Source organism: Kocuria sp. SM24M-10, assembly GCF_001027955.1.
Taxonomy (GTDB): domain Bacteria; phylum Actinomycetota; class Actinomycetes; order Actinomycetales; family Micrococcaceae; genus Kocuria; species Kocuria oceani.
This window is the reverse complement of record NZ_LDNX01000092.1, coordinates 65,430-80,059: the sequence shown is the minus strand read 5'-3', so window position 1 is coordinate 80,059 and position 14,630 is coordinate 65,430. Positions and strand designations below refer to the sequence as shown.

The 14,630-nt window shown below is 69.2% G+C and carries 15 protein-coding genes and 1 pseudogene; 6 read left to right on the top strand and 10 right to left on the bottom strand.

Features of this window, described 5'->3' with window-relative positions:
• A partial coding sequence (locus tag ABL57_RS23525) for an S-layer homology domain-containing protein (RefSeq protein ID WP_371212478.1) occupies positions 1 to 834 on the bottom strand: 834 nt, incomplete at its 3' end.
• Positions 835 to 1,377: 543 nt separating this feature from the next.
• On the opposite strand from ABL57_RS23525, the pseudogene ABL57_RS23040 reads away from it, so the two are divergent.
• A pseudogene (locus ABL57_RS23040) lies at positions 1,378 to 1,464 on the top strand (recombinase family protein); the annotation flags it as partial.
• A gap of 146 nt (positions 1,465 to 1,610) precedes the next feature.
• On the opposite strand, the gene ABL57_RS10615 reads toward ABL57_RS23040, so the two are convergent.
• Positions 1,611 to 2,615, bottom strand: coding sequence for a glycoside hydrolase family 26 protein (locus ABL57_RS10615; protein WP_053004897.1), 1,005 nt, complete (start codon positions 2,613 to 2,615; stop codon positions 1,611 to 1,613).
• Positions 2,616 to 2,685: 70 nt separating this feature from the next.
• On the bottom strand, positions 2,686 to 4,638 hold the full coding sequence (locus tag ABL57_RS10610; RefSeq protein ID WP_047803424.1) for a glycosyltransferase: 1,953 nt from the start codon (positions 4,636 to 4,638) through the stop codon (positions 2,686 to 2,688).
• 173 nt (positions 4,639 to 4,811) lie between these two features.
• Between ABL57_RS10610 and ABL57_RS10605 the strand changes: the two genes are divergently transcribed.
• Both ABL57_RS10605 and ABL57_RS10600 read left to right on the top strand, forming a co-directional pair.
• Entirely contained in the window at positions 4,812 to 5,144 is a 333-nt protein-coding gene (locus tag ABL57_RS10605) for an STAS domain-containing protein (protein WP_047803423.1), read from the top strand.
• Positions 5,137 to 5,571 carry an ATP-binding protein gene (locus tag ABL57_RS10600; RefSeq protein ID WP_047803422.1) on the top strand — a complete coding sequence of 145 codons (435 nt, stop codon included), beginning with the start codon at positions 5,137 to 5,139 and terminating at the stop codon, positions 5,569 to 5,571. Before ABL57_RS10605 ends, ABL57_RS10600 begins: the two co-directional genes overlap by 8 nt.
• Before the next feature lie 84 nt (positions 5,572 to 5,655).
• Here the strand turns inward: ABL57_RS10600 and ABL57_RS10595 are convergent, their stop codons facing one another.
• A complete protein-coding gene (locus ABL57_RS10595) occupies positions 5,656 to 6,834 on the bottom strand; it encodes a PP2C family protein-serine/threonine phosphatase (protein ID WP_047803421.1) in 1,179 nt (392 codons plus the stop codon).
• A 308-nt stretch (positions 6,835 to 7,142) separates the two neighbouring features.
• A complete protein-coding gene (locus tag ABL57_RS10590) occupies positions 7,143 to 8,705 on the bottom strand; it encodes an arylsulfotransferase family protein (protein WP_082157379.1) in 1,563 nt (520 codons plus the stop codon).
• Positions 8,706 to 8,887: 182 nt separating this feature from the next.
• Here ABL57_RS10590 and ABL57_RS10585 point away from each other — a divergent pair, with 182 nt between their 5' ends.
• Complete coding sequence (locus ABL57_RS10585) at positions 8,888 to 9,361, top strand: GNAT family N-acetyltransferase (RefSeq protein WP_047803420.1); 474 nt, start codon at positions 8,888 to 8,890, stop codon at positions 9,359 to 9,361.
• 93 nt (positions 9,362 to 9,454) lie between these two features.
• On the opposite strand, the gene ABL57_RS10580 is transcribed toward ABL57_RS10585, so the two are convergent.
• Positions 9,455 to 10,150 (bottom strand): YitT family protein, encoded by a 696-nt coding sequence (locus tag ABL57_RS10580; protein WP_203225599.1) that lies wholly within the window; start codon positions 10,148 to 10,150, stop codon positions 9,455 to 9,457.
• Between the two features lie 108 nt (positions 10,151 to 10,258).
• On the opposite strand from ABL57_RS10580, the gene ABL57_RS10575 reads away from it, so the two are divergent.
• A complete protein-coding gene (locus ABL57_RS10575; RefSeq protein ID WP_047803419.1) occupies positions 10,259 to 11,662 on the top strand; it encodes a PLP-dependent aminotransferase family protein in 1,404 nt (467 codons plus the stop codon).
• Between the two features lie 48 nt (positions 11,663 to 11,710).
• Here ABL57_RS10575 and ABL57_RS10570 read toward each other — a convergent pair whose 3' ends face one another.
• From ABL57_RS10570 to epsC, 4 genes are all read right to left on the bottom strand, one after another.
• On the bottom strand, positions 11,711 to 12,040 hold the full coding sequence (locus tag ABL57_RS10570) for an antibiotic biosynthesis monooxygenase (RefSeq protein WP_047803418.1): 330 nt from the start codon (positions 12,038 to 12,040) through the stop codon (positions 11,711 to 11,713).
• A gap of 115 nt (positions 12,041 to 12,155) precedes the next feature.
• Complete coding sequence (locus ABL57_RS10565) at positions 12,156 to 12,614, bottom strand: VOC family protein (RefSeq protein WP_047803417.1); 459 nt, start codon at positions 12,612 to 12,614, stop codon at positions 12,156 to 12,158.
• A 34-nt stretch (positions 12,615 to 12,648) separates the two neighbouring features.
• Complete coding sequence (locus ABL57_RS10560) at positions 12,649 to 12,996, bottom strand: MerR family transcriptional regulator (RefSeq protein ID WP_047803416.1); 348 nt, start codon at positions 12,994 to 12,996, stop codon at positions 12,649 to 12,651.
• A gap of 51 nt (positions 12,997 to 13,047) precedes the next feature.
• Positions 13,048 to 13,557, bottom strand: coding sequence for a serine O-acetyltransferase EpsC (gene epsC, locus ABL57_RS10555; RefSeq protein ID WP_047803445.1), 510 nt, complete (start codon positions 13,555 to 13,557; stop codon positions 13,048 to 13,050).
• 205 nt (positions 13,558 to 13,762) lie between these two features.
• Here epsC and ABL57_RS10550 point away from each other — a divergent pair, with 205 nt between their 5' ends.
• Positions 13,763 to 14,473, top strand: coding sequence for a M15 family metallopeptidase (locus tag ABL57_RS10550; protein ID WP_047803444.1), 711 nt, complete (start codon positions 13,763 to 13,765; stop codon positions 14,471 to 14,473).
• Positions 14,474 to 14,630: the final 157 nt, after the last annotated feature.

The window sequence follows — 14,630 nt, the reverse complement described above, 5'->3', positions numbered from 1 at the left end:
GAGCCAGGCCATTTCCTTGTAGAACTGCTGGCCCGTGGTCACGTCGGTGAAGGGGGACTTGGCCGGGGGTGTGTAGGCGGGGGAGCCGGCCATGCGGTAGAGGAAGGCGGCCATGGCGTCGCGGTTGATCGGGGCCAGGGGCTTGTAGGAGCGGGTCCCGTTGCCGTTGTCCCACCCGGTGGAGATCCCCTGGCTGCTGAGCCAGGACATCTCCTTGTAGAAGTCCTGCTTGGTCGACACATCGGTGAACGGGGACTTGGCCGGGGGCGTGTAGGCCGGGGAGCCGGCCATGCGGTAGAGGAAGGCAGCCATCGCGTCGCGGTTGATCGGGGCCAGGGGCTTGTAGGAGCGGGTGCCGTTGCCGTTGTCCCAGCCGGTGGAGATGCCCCGGCTGCTGAGCCAGGCCATTTCCTTGTAGAACTGCTGACCCGTGGACACATCGCTGAACGGGGAGACCGCTGGCGGGATATAGGTAGCGGCGGTGGCGGTGAAGGTCGTCTTGGCGGTCTCCGTCCCGCCGACCTTGTTGTGGGCTGTGATCTCGAGGGAGTACGACTGGCCTGCCACCAGGGACGCGTTCAGGTCTTTGACAGAGGTCCCGGTCACGGACTTGGTGAGGCGGGTCGCGCCAGTGGAGTCCTTGACGCGTATGACGTACAGGGTGATGGGGGAGCCATTGGCATCCGGGGCTACCCACGATGCCGAGACGGCGTTGGCGGAGGTTGCCGTCACCTGCAAGCTCTTCACCGCATCGGGGGATGCGGCGTAGGTGAGAGTTCGCTCCTCGAAGAAGCCCGAGTTACCGAGCGTGTCGCGGAGCGGGAAGAGGTTCATTTCCCACTGGCCGAAGGGCTGAGTTCCTAGGGCGGAGGCGGGAATGGAGATGTTCGCCTCATAGATCCCATCGGCACAGGTGCCCGACGTCCGCGCGGGAGTAACCAGGCCACTGTAGGGGTTCTCCGCTGCGTTCCAGAGAGAGATCGTGGGCTCGTACTCGTCCAAGCAGGTGGCGTCCTTGATGTGGAGAACCGTTTTGACGGTTCCGCCCTTGCGAGCATCGATCACCGAGGGGGTAACGGTGAAGCTGACCAGCTCAGGGGGTGTCGTGTCGACCTCAATGGCATTGGCGGCAGGCGTTACTCCGGCCACCAGCAATGCAGTCAATGCGACGGTCGTGCCCACGACCCTTTTCTTGCTCATGAAATCTCCTTGGGGGGGTCCGTAGGCAACATCCAGCCTACGGATCAGTAACTACCAGGGAGAAGAGGCGCGCGCTACTCGACGTGTCATCAATTGGCTTCTGCGGACATTGGCGCCGTGCAATGGACATCCCGCAGAAGGGCATGTGCTATATGAGCAGGGGCGTACCTGGGGACTGCCTCACGTCCGCCGTTCGAGGAGGCAGTGGCCGCACTCGGGTACGGCGACACGTTGGTCATCACCACGCTGGACCCGCTGGGGCGGTGGAGGGTGAGATAAAACAGGAACTCACATTGGACAACCGCTTACTGGGTCGTCTGGCGGGGAGTGGCAGCGGCTCAAGCGGGGACACACCCGAGTATGACAGGCGGCGTCTACGTCCTTGATAAGCCGCCCCCGGTCTGCGCAGTTCAGTGGAGCTTCGCCACGGCGCGGCGGTACGCGGTTCGGGCGGCGGCGGAGGAGTCGACGCTCCAGTCGCGCTCCTTGCGCTCGTGGAACCAGATGACCCCGAGGACGTCGCCCTGCCGGAGGAGGTAGTCGAAGAGCTCGGTGATCCACTCGGCCTTGGACTGCGCGGGCTCGTGCCCCTCGGCCGACGCCGTCTCCGTCACCATGATCGGCAGCCGGGCCCCCAGTCCGCGAAGCTGCGCCAGGCCGGGGCCGAAGAGTGCTTCGGGGGTGGTCCAGGACAGCGGAGGCTCCGAGGACCCCCAGTTGTAGCCGTCGAGGCCGAGGACGTCGACCACGTCCTGCCCGGGGAAGCAGTCGGCAAGCCGTGCGCCGCCCGTGTCCGGGGCGAGGGCCGGGACGTTGGGCGCCCAGCACCAGCGCACGTTGGTGGCCCCGGCCGCCGCGAACACGCGGTGGACGTGTCGCCAGGCCCGCACGTACTGCTCGGCGGTGTTGCCCTGGACGCCTGCCGCCCACGGGTACCAGGTGCCGTTCATCTCGTGGGCGAACCTCAGCACGACGTCGTGGCCCCACGCGGCCAAGGCCGACGCCCAGGTGCTGATGCGGTGGTTGTGGTCCCCCGCCGCGAACCGGGACAGGGCGAAGGCCGGCTGCTGTGCGGCGTCCGCGGGCACCTCGCCGGTGGCCGGGGCGTGCCAGGGGTCCCAGGTCAGAACGGGGGTGGCTCCCTGGGCCCGCACGGCGTCGAGGGCCGCCACCGGCGGCACCTCGTGGGTCCAGTCCCGGAAGAGCAGCATCCACCGGGGGGCGGCACCGATCATGGCCGTGAAGGCCGGCCCGTCCTGGGGGCCGTGGGGCAGGAAGACCCCGTGCTCCAGCGGGCGGATGCGGTGATGGGGAGGCAGGCTCTCGATGGTGGTCCTCTCCGCGCAGCCCCTCACGAGGACGGCCGTGAGCGCGGCGGTGAGCACGGAGCGCCGGTCCGGTCGGTAGATGTCCATGGTCGTCGGTGCCTGACTCGCGGCGGACCCTGATGGTGCAGCCCTGTCGTCTTCCCGTGACGATGCGGCATCATCGGGCCTCGCTGGGCACAGGCTCCTCCTCCGGGGTGAAGCCGTCGTAGCGCACGGCCTCGATCAGCACGCTCAGCAGCACCAGGTCGAACACCACCCAGGCGACGTTGACCAGGGTGCCGATCGGCTCGTTCAGCCCCAGGGCCAGGCGCGCGATGCCGATCACCGCCGCCGCGGCGAGCAGGCCCATGGCGATCAGCTGGGGCCGGATCAGGTGCCAGTCCCGGCTGTTTCCCTCCTTGACCTTCGGGGTGACCGCGAAGCCGAGGGGGCGGCCGAACCACACGTTGCGTGCGGCCGTGGTGCACGCCTTGATCCAGGTGGGGAACATGGCCAGGCTGTACTGCTGTCCCCGCCAGGTCTTGGCGCCCCGCCCGGCCACCGCGAACAGCACCTGGTTGATCAGCATGAACGGGATGAACCGGATGAAGAACTCCGTGCTGAGGCTGTTGACGGGCAGCACGCCGAACAGCAGGTAGATGATCGGCGCCGCGATGTAGACCACCGCGGTGAAGCCGGACAGGTAGCTCCACATGGTGGCGAAGTACATCAGGCGCTGGGTCCACTTCATGCCCCGCTTGGACAGCGGGTTCTCCCGCAGCAGCACCTGGATGGTGCCCTGCGCCCAGCGCAGACGCTGCGTCAGCATGGTCTTGAGGTCCTCCGGGGCCAGGCCCAGCGCCAGAACCTCGTGGTGGTAGACGCTGCGCCAGCCCAGCGCGTGCATCCGCATGGAGGTCGCCATGTCCTCGGTCACCGAGATCGTCGCCAGCGGCATGACCGGCTGCGCCTCGTCGCCGCGTTCCACGGAGATGGCGTCGAGCACCGCCTGCACGGACTCCAGCGCCCCGAGCGGGGACCACTCCCGGGAGGAGAGCTGTTCGACGGCTGCCTCGACCTCCTCCGGGGTCAGGTGCCCGTGATCGCCGTCCAGCCCCAGCGCGGAGATCTCCGCCAGGTCCGCCTGCAGCGCAGTGACGTCCGCGGCCACGAGCTCCTGGACGGCGCGGTCCACCGTGCGCCGCAGGTCGTAGGTGATCTCGCTGTAGGAGCGCCCGGACTGCAGTTCCGCACGGGCCGTGCGGGTGGCCTGCTCCACCTCGTCGAGCAGGCGGCCGACCACCGGGTCGGCGGCCTGCGCGGATCGGCGTGCCTTGCGCACCGCGGAGCGCGATCCCTTGAGCGCGGCGCGGATGTTGCGCTCGACCTCCTGCACGTAGCCGACCAGGCCCAGCTGCATCAGCGCCTCGCGGCGCAGGATCGCGTTGGAGCCGCAGAAGAAGGCCGCGTTCCAGCCGTCCTTGCCCTGCTGGAGCGGACCGTAGAACAGGGGCGCCTGGCTGCCCAGCGGGTCGTCATCGGGGACGTTGACGAACCACTGCGGGGTCTGGACCAGGCAGACCTTGCGGTTGTTGAAGTAGCCCAGCGTCCGGTCGAGGATCTCCGGCTTCGGGACCTGGTCGGCGTCGAGGATGAGCATGAACTCGCCCTGGGTGAGCATCAGGGCGTTGTTGAGGTTGCCCGCCTTCGCGTGGCGGGGCCGGTCCGCCCAGTCCGCGCTGCGGGTGAGATAGCCGATGCCGTGGGCCTCGGCCAGCTCCCGCAGCTCCTCGCGCGCCCCGTCGTCGAGGATCCAGGTGGCGTGGGGATACCGGATGCGCTGGGCGGCCCGGGCGGTGTCCATGACCATGTCCAGCGGTTCGTTGTAGGTGGTGATGAAGACGTCCACTGTCATCCCGGGCGGGGCCTCCGGGGGCGTGCGCTCCTTGATCCGCCACATCGTGAGGCCGAACAGCATCACGTCGATCAGGCTGTAGGTCTCGGCCAGCACCAGCGGCACGGCGATCCACCACGCCGACCAGTTCAGCGACTCCAGCCAGCGCCACGTCACGTAATTCACGCCGAGGATGACGGTCAGCAGGACCAGCAGGCGAATCACGAAACGGTGCACATCATCTCCCCGGGGGTGTCTGCGGCACGGGAACCCCGCCCACGGTCACCCAGCCTAGTGTGCAGCGGGACGGTCGTCGCCGGACCGGCCGGCCGACGTGAGTCCGGCGACCCCTGGCTCGATACTGTGAGCACAGCGTCGTGAGCGGGCGGCGCCGGAGGAGAGGAACACCCATGACGTTCACCGTGGAGTACACTCCCAGCTGTGCCCTGATCTCCGGCGCCGGTCGGCTGAACATGGTGCAGGCACCGAAGCTGCGCGAAGTGGTGGCCGAGGTGGTCGGCACCGGCCACCAGCACGTGGTGATCGACATGGCGGGGGTGGAGTTCGTGGACTCCTCCGGCCTCGGCGCCCTGGTCGGCTGCCTCAAACTGGCCCGGCAGGCCGGCGGCGACCTGCGCATCGCCGCCGTGAACGACCAGGTGCGCATGGTGCTCAAGCTGACCGGCATGGACCGGGTGCTCACCCCCTACCGCTCACCCGAGGACGCCTTCCCCCGTGCCTGAGATCCTGGCCCGGCGGTCCCGTCGGGGCCCGGCGCGGGCCGAGACCGTCGAGGCGATGCACGACGACCTCAACAGCCTGTGGGCCGAGGCGGACTTCGTCCCGGAGTCCGATCGGGACGCCTTCACCCTCGCGGTGCTGGAAGCGGCCGCCAACGTCATCGACCATGCCGTGCCGGCCTCCGGCACGGCCCTGGAGCTTGCGGTCGGCGCCACTGCGACACCGCGCCGGCTCGAAGCGACGATCTCCGAGATCGGTGCCGCTCCTGCCACCCTGGACCTCGAGGCCGCGCCCGCAGCGGAGGACCTGGACGAGTCGGGCCGCGGTCTCGCCCTGATTCGGTCTCTAGTGAGCACGGTGGTAATCGAACGGCACGGCGGCACGAACGTGTGGGAGCTGCGCAGGGAGTACCACAGGGACCGGCCCTAGCCCCACGCCGACAGCGGTCCGGTCCCGCGGCGGTGGCTCAGCGGCGGTCACCGCGCAGACCCACGGTCAGGGCCCCGCCCCGGCTCAGCTGACACGGCGCAGGGCCAGGACGGTCGTGTCGTCCTCGGCCACGGCGGAGTCGGCGTAGTCGCTGCACAGCACCACGAGCTCCTCGGCGGTCGCGGCCAGCAGGCTCAGCGCCGCAGCGGTGGAGGCGGCCTCGTCGAGGTCGGTGAAGAAGTCCAGGAATCCGTCCGAGACCACGAGCAAGGTCTCGGACGGCTCCAGGGCATCGGCGTGCAGGTCCCAGGCCCAGCCCGACAGCACGCCCAGGGGCGGTCCGGAGGAGGTCAGCCGGCGCCAGGTCCCATCGGGGCGCAGGACCAGGGCCAGACCGTGACCGGCGTCGATGTACTCCAGGGCGCCGCTGTCGAGGTCCAGCCGGGCGATGAACGCGGTGATGAACGCCCCGGCCTCCTCCAGCAGCGGGGTCAGCGCCCCGCTGGCGCGAGCCATCGCCTCGGACGTGGCGTTGTACTGGAACGTGCCGCGCAGCACCGCGCGTGCCGAGGCCGCCAGCAGGGCTGCCGGGATCCCCTTGCCCATCACATCGGCCACCATGACCTGCAGCTGGTCGTCCTGCACCGTCCAGTCGTAGAAGTCACCACCCAGCGATCTGGCCGGGAGACACCGCCCGGCCACCTGGATCTCCGGCGTGGTGAGGGCGGTGCGGGGCATCAGCATCTGCTGCACCTGCTCGGCCCGCTCCATCTCCCGGGCCGCGGCCAGCTCGCGTTCGACCCACGCGGCCATCTCGCCCAGCAGACGCCGCTCCCGCTCGTCCAGCTCCCTCGGGTGGTCGTCGACCAGGCACAGCGACCCCACCGGCTCCCCGCCGGGAGCGTGCAGCGGGTGCCCGGCGTAGAACCGCACGGGGTCCGGACCCGCGACGAAGGAGCTGCCGGCGAACCGCTGCTCGATCACCGCGTCCGGAACGACCAGCATCTCGTCGGCCGCCACAGTGCGGGCGCACAGCGAGTCGGTGCGTGTGGCGTGGACCAGGCCGTCCAGGCCGGCCTCGGCCTTGGTGAACTGACGATCGGCATCGATCAGGTTCACCGCGGCGGCTTTCACCCCGAAGACCTGCTGTGCAATGCGCACCACCCGGTCGTAGCGCTCCTCCCGGGGCGTGTCGAGGACATGCAGCGCGTGCAGGGCGCGGACCCGGGCTTCTTCCCCCGGCGTCTCCGTTTCCACTGTCATGACTCCTACGCTACCGACCCGTCCTGGACCCGGAACCTCCTTCGGCGCTGGAGTCACCCGGTGGCCTGCTGAGGCACGAGGGGCCTTCGAGCCGCACCTTCCTACCGGGGACTATCGCAGCACACGGTGACCTGAGGGCACTTCCCTCCAACCGCTTTAAGTATGGCCCGGTTCCCGGACGTCGACCCATGGGAGTTATCGTCTCTGCTTCGGCGTCCGCCCCGGTGGCCCGGTAGGCAGGTGGTGACGGCCGGTGTTCGTGCGGTGCATGTTCGACATGTCCGGCGCTCAACCGTGCGGGGGCTGGGCTATTCGGTGCGGATGAAACTTGCGCCGAGCACCTCACCGGATGCATCGAGGGCCTGCACCGCGATGTACGGTGCGTCGTGTGGTGCCGGGATTCGGGTTTCGAAGCCGTCCTTGTCCACGACCGCCTGCTCGGTGGCGCTGCCCTCGTCGTTACCGGCCAGCAGCCGCCACTGCGCGACGTTCGTCGCGCCGTTCCAGCTGATGTAGGCGATGTCGCCCTCGACGACCAGAGCCGGTGGTTTGGTCGGGGTCCCGGTCCACTGCGCAGAGTAGGCCCGGTAGCTGTCGAAGGGGGCGGTGGCTGCGTCGTAGACGACCTCTCCGTAGGCGGTGTATTCGGTGTAGAAGTGTTCCCACCCCCAACCGACAAGCAGGTTCCCGTTGTCGAGCCGGGAGGCATTGCCCATGTAGTCGGACAGTCGTGGCTGGGGCGGGTCGAGCTGGCGTGCGAGGCTGGCCGTGCCGGCGTCCTGGTCGAGCTCGAGCCACAGCACCCGCGAGTTCTCGCGGTAGGCCGGGGTGGCTGCATTGTCGAAGAGCCGAATGGTGCCGTCGTCCTCGCGCTGCGCGTCGTGCTGCCAGGCGAAGTACGCGTCCTCGGACAGCTCGAAATCACTCTCCGTGCCGCCGAGCGTCCAGTTCACCTCGCCGGTCTCGACGTCGATGTGGTAAATGGCGTGGGTGTTGCGGGCCGAGACCAGCAGAGATCCGTCATCGTCGAAGTGCGCCGAATTGATGTGGAAGTAGTCGAGCGGGTTCTCCTCGGTGCCCAGGCCCTCGTCCCACTCCTGATTGGTGACGGACACCTCGCGGGTGGCCGAGACCGGAACATGGTTCAGGGCACTCCACTCGAAGAGCACCTCGCCGGTGGCGATGTCGAGCTCCTGCACCACCCCGTCGGTGACCCATCCCTCCTGTGGACCCCCGATGGCACTGAGATCGGTTTGGGTGGGAACGTAAGCCACCCAGAGCATGGTGTCTCGATCGGTGATGCGATATTCGTGGAAGTCGGGCCCTTTCACGGCCAGGCCACCGGCGGCCGACAGCCGGTGAATCTCCTGATAGGACGAGTCGACCATCACGACTTCGCCGTATCCGTGGCCCCCCTGGTCGCTACCTTCCCACCAGGTCACCACCGGCTCGCCCTGGTAAGTCTGCACCAGGGCGTTATGGACGTGGTTGTTGGCATCGTCGATGTCATCGAAGCTCTGTAGCCACAGCGGATCACCGTGCTCGTCCAGGATGGCATTGGCGATGGACTGCTCATCGGCTACCGTGTTTCTCGGTGACAGCACGATCACACCGTCGTGGGCTTCCTCTGCAGCCGGTCCCGGGCTGATGTCGACCCTAAATTCTTCGAGGTCCGGTCTGGTCCGGTAGGCGTCGTAGTCTCCGTCGAAGACGGGCGACTGCGCGATCGGCGCCCGGCCGACTGGCGACCCCAAAGCGTTGCGGGCTGTGGCGTCGGGCGAGTCACTGGGGGCCGAGCACCCGCTCAGTGCCAAGATCGTCACAGCAGCTGATCCCAGCAACGAAGAACGACGTCGTGGTGATGGGTTCATGTGACCCAGTCTACGATCACGCCCGCCGATCCTTCCTGAAGGGACTGCCCCACCAATGGGTGATCTGGCGCGGCTTCCCTCCTACCGCTTGACATATGGCCGGTTAGCGGCGGACCCTGCTCCGGTGAAGGTTGGTGCCTGGTCACCGTGGTGAACAGTGATGCTGTCTTAACGTGGTGACCATGACGAGTTCGCGACCCGCCCCGGTTGAACCGGCTGTCCTTGCCGACGCGACGGCCGTGCACGAGCTCCGGCGCCAGATCGAGGACTGGCTGGATGAGCAGGGCATCGAGCAATGGGGCCACGGGCACGTCAGCCAGCAGGAGGTCACCGAGCAGATCCGGGCCGGCCAGTGGTATCTGGTCCGCGATCCCGCCCGGGGAGTTGCCGCGGCCGTGCGGCTGCTGTGGGCCGATCCCGAGGTCTGGGGCACCGAGAACACCCCGGCGGTCTACGTCCACGGGCTGATGGTCCACCGCGGTGTGGCCGGCCGTGGCCTGGGGGCGTTTCTCCTGGACTGGGCCGCGGAGCGTGGCCGGGCTGAAGGAGCCGAGGTCATCCGGTTGGACTGCGTGGAGTCGAACACGGCTCTGCGCACCTTCTACCAGCGGAAGGGATTCCAGGAGGTAGGCAGGCGGGACTTCGACGGGCCCTGATACAGCGCCACCCTGCTGGAGAAGACCGTGCCGCCAGGACCATCGCCGGTATCCCTAGCAGGGCGCCCCATCGTCCATGGGCACGAGGGGCGCTCAACAGGCCGTTGACCTGGTCGGATTATCTGCCTGCAGCGGGACGGTGGTGTGGCGCAGGAAGGTCTGCACGAGGGGTCCGGCGGCCACGGCCAGGACCACGGTGCCCGCCCCGACGGTGCCGCCGAGGCCCCAGCCGACGGCCAGTACGAGGGCTTCGATGCCGGTGCGCACTCTCCACAGTGGTTGACCGGTGACCCGCACAGCCCCGGTCATCAGCCCGTCGCGGGGTCCGGCGCCGAAGCGGGCCCCGAGGTAGAGCGCGTCGCAGAAGGCGAACAGGACCAGTCCGAGGCTGTAGTGGGCCAGCTGCTCGGCCACTGTGCCCGGGGCGGGCAGGAGGTGGGTGGCGGCATCGGCGGCGGCCCCGACCAGCACCACATTCACGACGGTGCCCAGCCCGGGCAGTTCGCGCAGCGGGATCCAGAACACCAGCACGGTGAGCGCGATCAGGTTCGTGGCCATCCCGAAGGACATCCCGGTGCGGTGGGCGAGGCCTTCGGCCAGCACATTCCGGCTCGAGGCCCCCAACCCGGAGCCGACCAGCAGGGCCAAGGCGGTGCCGTACCCGATCAGCCCGGCCAGCAGCTGGAGCAGCCGGCGCGGTTTGTGCTCGGCCCGCACCTGCTCGCCGGCGCTCATCCGCCGCGCCACCAGCGGTTGGTCGGTGGGCGGAGGGGACGGGGGTGCGCTCATGGGGGTCCTTCGGTGAGGAGTGGTTGTGCCGGGTGGTCCGGGGCACGGTGCACATCCTCGGGGGTGTCTGGACTTGAGAAACAGTGCCAGAGCACGGATCCTGGCCTGGTGCACACCACCGCCCCGACCCTGGACCGGCTGCTGGGGGACTGGGTGGCCGGGACCGGCCCGGCGCACCGGAAGCTCACCGAGCGGATCCGGCTGCTGATCCTCGACGGGCGCCTGCCGCTGGGGACCACGGTGCCGGGGGAGCGGGATTTGGCCGCCCGGTTGGGGATCAGCCGCACCACGGTGGCCACCGCCTACACGACCCTGCGCGAGACCGGCTACCTCACCACCCGGCAGCGGACCCGCAGCACCACCACCGTCCCGCCCGGGGCCACGAGTACCGGCCACCACGCCACCGAGCTCGTGGACGGGCAGCTGATCGACTTCTCCCACGCCTCCCCACCGGCCCCCGGGGAAGCCCTGCACCGGGCCTACACCGCAGCAGTGGAGCAGCTGCCCCGGCACCTGCCCCGCCACGGCTACGCCCAGATCGGGTTGCCCGAACTGCGGGAAGCGGTGGCGGCCCGGTACCGGGCCCGCGGACTGGCCACGACCCCGGAGCAGATCCTGATCACCACCGGAGCCCAGCACGGGGTGCACCTGCTGGTGCGCACCCTGCTGCGCCCCCGAGCCCGAGTGGTGGTCGATCACCCCACCTATCCGCACGCCCTGCACCTGCTGCGCAGCACCCGGGCGCGGATCACCCCGGTGGCCCTGACCGACACCGGCTGGGACCTGCCCGCCCTCGCTGCCGCCACGCACGGGGCGGACCTGGCGTATCTGCTGCCGGACTTCCACAACCCCACCGGGCTCTGCCTGGCCCCCGACCAGCGGGAACGGCTGCGGCTGGGGTGCCCCACCGTGGTGGACGAGACCATGGCCGAGCTCGCCCTGGAGACCGACCCGCCCGTGCCCCTGGCCGCCAATCACTCAGGGGTGATCAGTGTCGGATCGGTGTCCAAGACCGTCTGGGGCGGGCTGCGGATCGGCTGGATCCGCGCCGACCCGGCCCTGATCCAGCGCCTGGCCCAAAGCAGGGTCGACACCGACCTGGGCACCCCCGTGCTGGAACAACTGGCCTGCGTGGCACTGCTGGAGCAGATCGACACGATCCTGCCCACCCGCCTGGAAGAGCTGCGGCAGGGCCGGGCTCACCTGTTGGGTCTGCTCGGTGTGCACTTGCCGGACTGGACCGTCACCCCCGGGGTGGGCGGGTTGTCGGTGTGGGCCACCATGCCCGAGCCCGTCAGCTCCCGGCTGGCCGCGCTGGCCCCGCAGCACGGGCTGCGCCTGGCCGCCGGACCCCGCTTCGGGGTGGGCGGGGCCTTCGAGCGCCACCTGCGCCTGCCCTACTCCCTGGACACCCCCGCCCTGGAGGCCGGTGTCCACGCCCTGGCGGCCACCGTGCAGGCCGCCCGATCAGGACACCGCGCCACCGACACCCCACCAGCCGGCCTGGCCTGAACACCACCGTCCTGCTGTAGAGGTTCCTAAGCGGGGTAGGGGTTCGGCTCAGCGGCGAGTCGCATTGCCGTAGTGCCGTTCGACCGTGGCCACGCGCACGGTGTACTCCGCATACCAGTCGCGGGCTCCGCGGCGTTGGGCCTCCAGGTGCTCGGTGACCTCCTTCCAGGCCCGGGCGTGCTGGGCGCTCTGCCAGTAGGACACGGTGATGCCGAACCCATCGGCATTGCGGGCGCTTTCCATCGACAGGAACCCCGGTTGCTGGCGGGCCAGCTCTTCCATGTGCTTAGCGGTCTCGTCGTACCCGTCCCCGGGGGCGGACGCCGATCGCTGGCTGGTGAAGATCACCGCGGTGTAGGGCAGCCGCTCAGGGGTCATGCTCCCAGTATCAGGGCCACTGGCCGTCATGGGGGAGCGTGCATCAGGCACGCACCCACTGCCGCCTCGACGGGTTGCGGCGGTGCCGGTGAGGTTTCTGCTAGCCCGTCCGAGGTCAGCGCCCGATATCGAACCCGGGTTGGGCGGCGCGTTCCGGGGCGGGGAGCAGTTCCTGGAAGAGGGTGATCTGCAGCCCGGCGGGGGCGTTGAGCCGGGAGTTCAGCGACTGCCACGGAGTGCGCACCGCGGCGGAGATCACCTCTCCGCCGACGTCCTGCAGGCGATCGGTGGTCTCTGGGGCGTCGTCGACCTCGAAGGCCAGGCGGATCGCCGGGCTGGGTCGGCCGTTGGCCTCGATCCGGTCGATGACCTGCTTGTGCGCGGGGCTGGTGATCTCCAGGGTGGCGCGGCCGGCCTCGAGGATGGCCACCCGGTCCTCGGGTCCTTCGGCGAAGGAGGCCGATTCGGGCAGGCCCAGGGCGTCGCGGAAGAAGGCCAGGGCGGCGTCGTAGTCGGCCGCCTCCACGACGACGCGTAGTTGGCGGACCGCCGGGTGCTGTTGTTCAGGTTCCATGGGCCCATGGTGGGCCCTGACACCGGTGTGAGGATCAAGGCCTGCCGAAGTCGGTGATGACCTCCTCCAGGGTGTCCCGGGCCCGGACGGCCTCCCGCACCGCCGCCTCCAGGCGCTGACGTTCCTGGGCCAGGCGGGTCTGCAGGTGCCCGGTCCGCTCCTGGGGTGGGGCGTGAAGGCAGGGGAGCAGCTCGGCGATCACCCGGCTGCACAGTCCGGCGGCGTAGAGCTGCTGGATCTGCACCACCCGCTCCACATCATTCGAGGTGTAGCGACGGTGCCCGGCCGGGGTGCGACGGGCGCGCAGCAGCCCCTGGTCCTCGTAGTAGCGCAACGACCGTGCACTGACACCGGTCGCCTCCGCCAGCTCACCGATTCTCATGGGCTCCATCCTTCCCCAGCAGCTCAGCGATGGGAGGTACCACGGGTGGGTTCAGGCCTCGATGCCGATCACCGTGGTGCCGGCCGCGACGTCGCCGGTCACCACCGCCCCGGCGCCGATCTTCGCCCCGGCTCCGATCGTGACGGGGCCGATGACCTTGGCCCCGGAGCCGATGAGCACCCCGTTCTCGACGAGGGCGTGGCGACGGCCCGGGGAGCCGTCCCCGACGAAGCTGGCCCCTTGATAGATGGTCACGTCGTCACCGATCACACTGGTCTCGCCGATGACGACCTCGCTGCCGTGGTCGATGAACAGCCGGTGCCCGATCACCGTCCCGGGGTGGATGGTGATGCCGGTGGCCTTCGCGGAGGCGGTGGCGATGACCTGGGCGGTGGGTTTGACCCACCGGGCGGACCACAGGAGGTGGGCGATGCGGTGGGCGGCCACCGCGTGCAGCCCCGGATAGCTCAGCAGCGTCGCGATGGTGCCTTGGCCGGCGGGATCGGCGGCGGCGATCGCGCGGGCATCGGCCAGGACACTGGTACGGGTGGAGTCAACCATGGCCACACCCTAGAAGACATCCGGCCGGGAACCGTTCACTCCTATCGGCTTTACATATGGCCCGGTTATCGCCTTCCCTGTCACGGCGGTTGCATCAGTCCCGGTGTGTGTCTTCGGGGTTCGTCACAATGTCACGCAGCACATTCCGCGGGGGCCGTGTGGTTACGCTGAGGCGGATCTTTCCTGGACACGTGGGGGCGTGAGCATGATGAAGAACTTCGGTGGACTTCTCGGTGGGGCGGTGGCACTGAGCGTGGCGACAGGACTGGTGGCGCCCTCGGCGGCGGTCGCGACGGGGACGACCTATGACATCGACTCGGCCTCGAGCCTGACGGTGGTGGTGAACAAGCACCGGCCGCTGGACCCGCCGTCCTATGTGCCCAAGCCGCTGAGTCGCATCCAGGCCGAACGGATGCGCTCCGATGCGGCGGAGGCCTACAAGAAGATGGTCCGGGCCGCGAAGGCCGATGGGGTGAACATCGTCGCGGTGAGCGGATATCGCTCCTATGACACACAGGCCAGTCTCTACGACAGCTACGTCCAGCAGTACGGGCAGGAGACCGCTGACACCATCGCGGCCCGGCCCGGGCACAGTGAGCACCAGACCGGGCTGGCCATGGACGTGGGCAACGCCTCCGGGGCATGTGCGCTGCAGGACTGCTTCGAGGACACCCCGGTGGGGGCGTGGGTGGCCGCCCACGCGTGGAAGTACGGATTTATCATCCGTTACCCCAAGGGCGAGGAAGGTGTCACCGGGTACACCTACGAGCCGTGGCACATCCGCTACGTCGGCCCGGAGCTGGCCGAGGAGATGCGGCTGGCGGCCCAGAAGTCCGCCGAGGCCCAGACCCAGCCGGACATCGACACCATGGAGGAGTTCTTCGGCCTGGAGCCGGCCCTGGACTACCTGCCGTAAGCGAAACCGACCCCGGCGTCCATGACCTCTCGATCCGCGACCCCGGTGATGTCACGAACCGCGTGTCGTTCCTCGGGCACGGAGTGCGCCGACGAGCCCGGGGCGGTGACGAGGTCGCCCTGAGAGAAACTCATCCCTGCGAGCCGGCCCGCGCGAG

Excerpts from the sequence above, each read along its gene's own strand:
- ABL57_RS10565 (WP_047803417.1), bottom strand. The coding sequence starts at position 12,614 with ATGGAACCTGAACAACAGCACCCGGCGGTCCGCCAACTACGCGTCGTC.
- ABL57_RS10590 (WP_082157379.1), bottom strand. The coding sequence starts at position 8,705 with ATGAACCCATCACCACGACGTCGTTCTTCGTTGCTGGGATCAGCTGCT.
- ABL57_RS10605 (WP_047803423.1), top strand. The coding sequence starts at position 4,812 with ATGACGTTCACCGTGGAGTACACTCCCAGCTGTGCCCTGATCTCCGGC.
- ABL57_RS10580 (WP_203225599.1), bottom strand. The coding sequence starts at position 10,150 with ATGAGCGCACCCCCGTCCCCTCCGCCCACCGACCAACCGCTGGTGGCG.
- ABL57_RS10595 (WP_047803421.1), bottom strand. The coding sequence starts at position 6,834 with ATGACAGTGGAAACGGAGACGCCGGGGGAAGAAGCCCGGGTCCGCGCC.
- ABL57_RS10560 (WP_047803416.1), bottom strand. The coding sequence starts at position 12,996 with ATGAGAATCGGTGAGCTGGCGGAGGCGACCGGTGTCAGTGCACGGTCG.
- ABL57_RS10585 (WP_047803420.1), top strand. The coding sequence starts at position 8,888 with ATGACGAGTTCGCGACCCGCCCCGGTTGAACCGGCTGTCCTTGCCGAC.
- ABL57_RS10550 (WP_047803444.1), top strand. The coding sequence starts at position 13,763 with ATGATGAAGAACTTCGGTGGACTTCTCGGTGGGGCGGTGGCACTGAGC.
- ABL57_RS10615 (WP_053004897.1), bottom strand. The coding sequence starts at position 2,615 with ATGGACATCTACCGACCGGACCGGCGCTCCGTGCTCACCGCCGCGCTC.
- ABL57_RS10570 (WP_047803418.1), bottom strand. The coding sequence starts at position 12,040 with ATGACCCCTGAGCGGCTGCCCTACACCGCGGTGATCTTCACCAGCCAG.
- epsC (WP_047803445.1), bottom strand. The coding sequence starts at position 13,557 with ATGGTTGACTCCACCCGTACCAGTGTCCTGGCCGATGCCCGCGCGATC.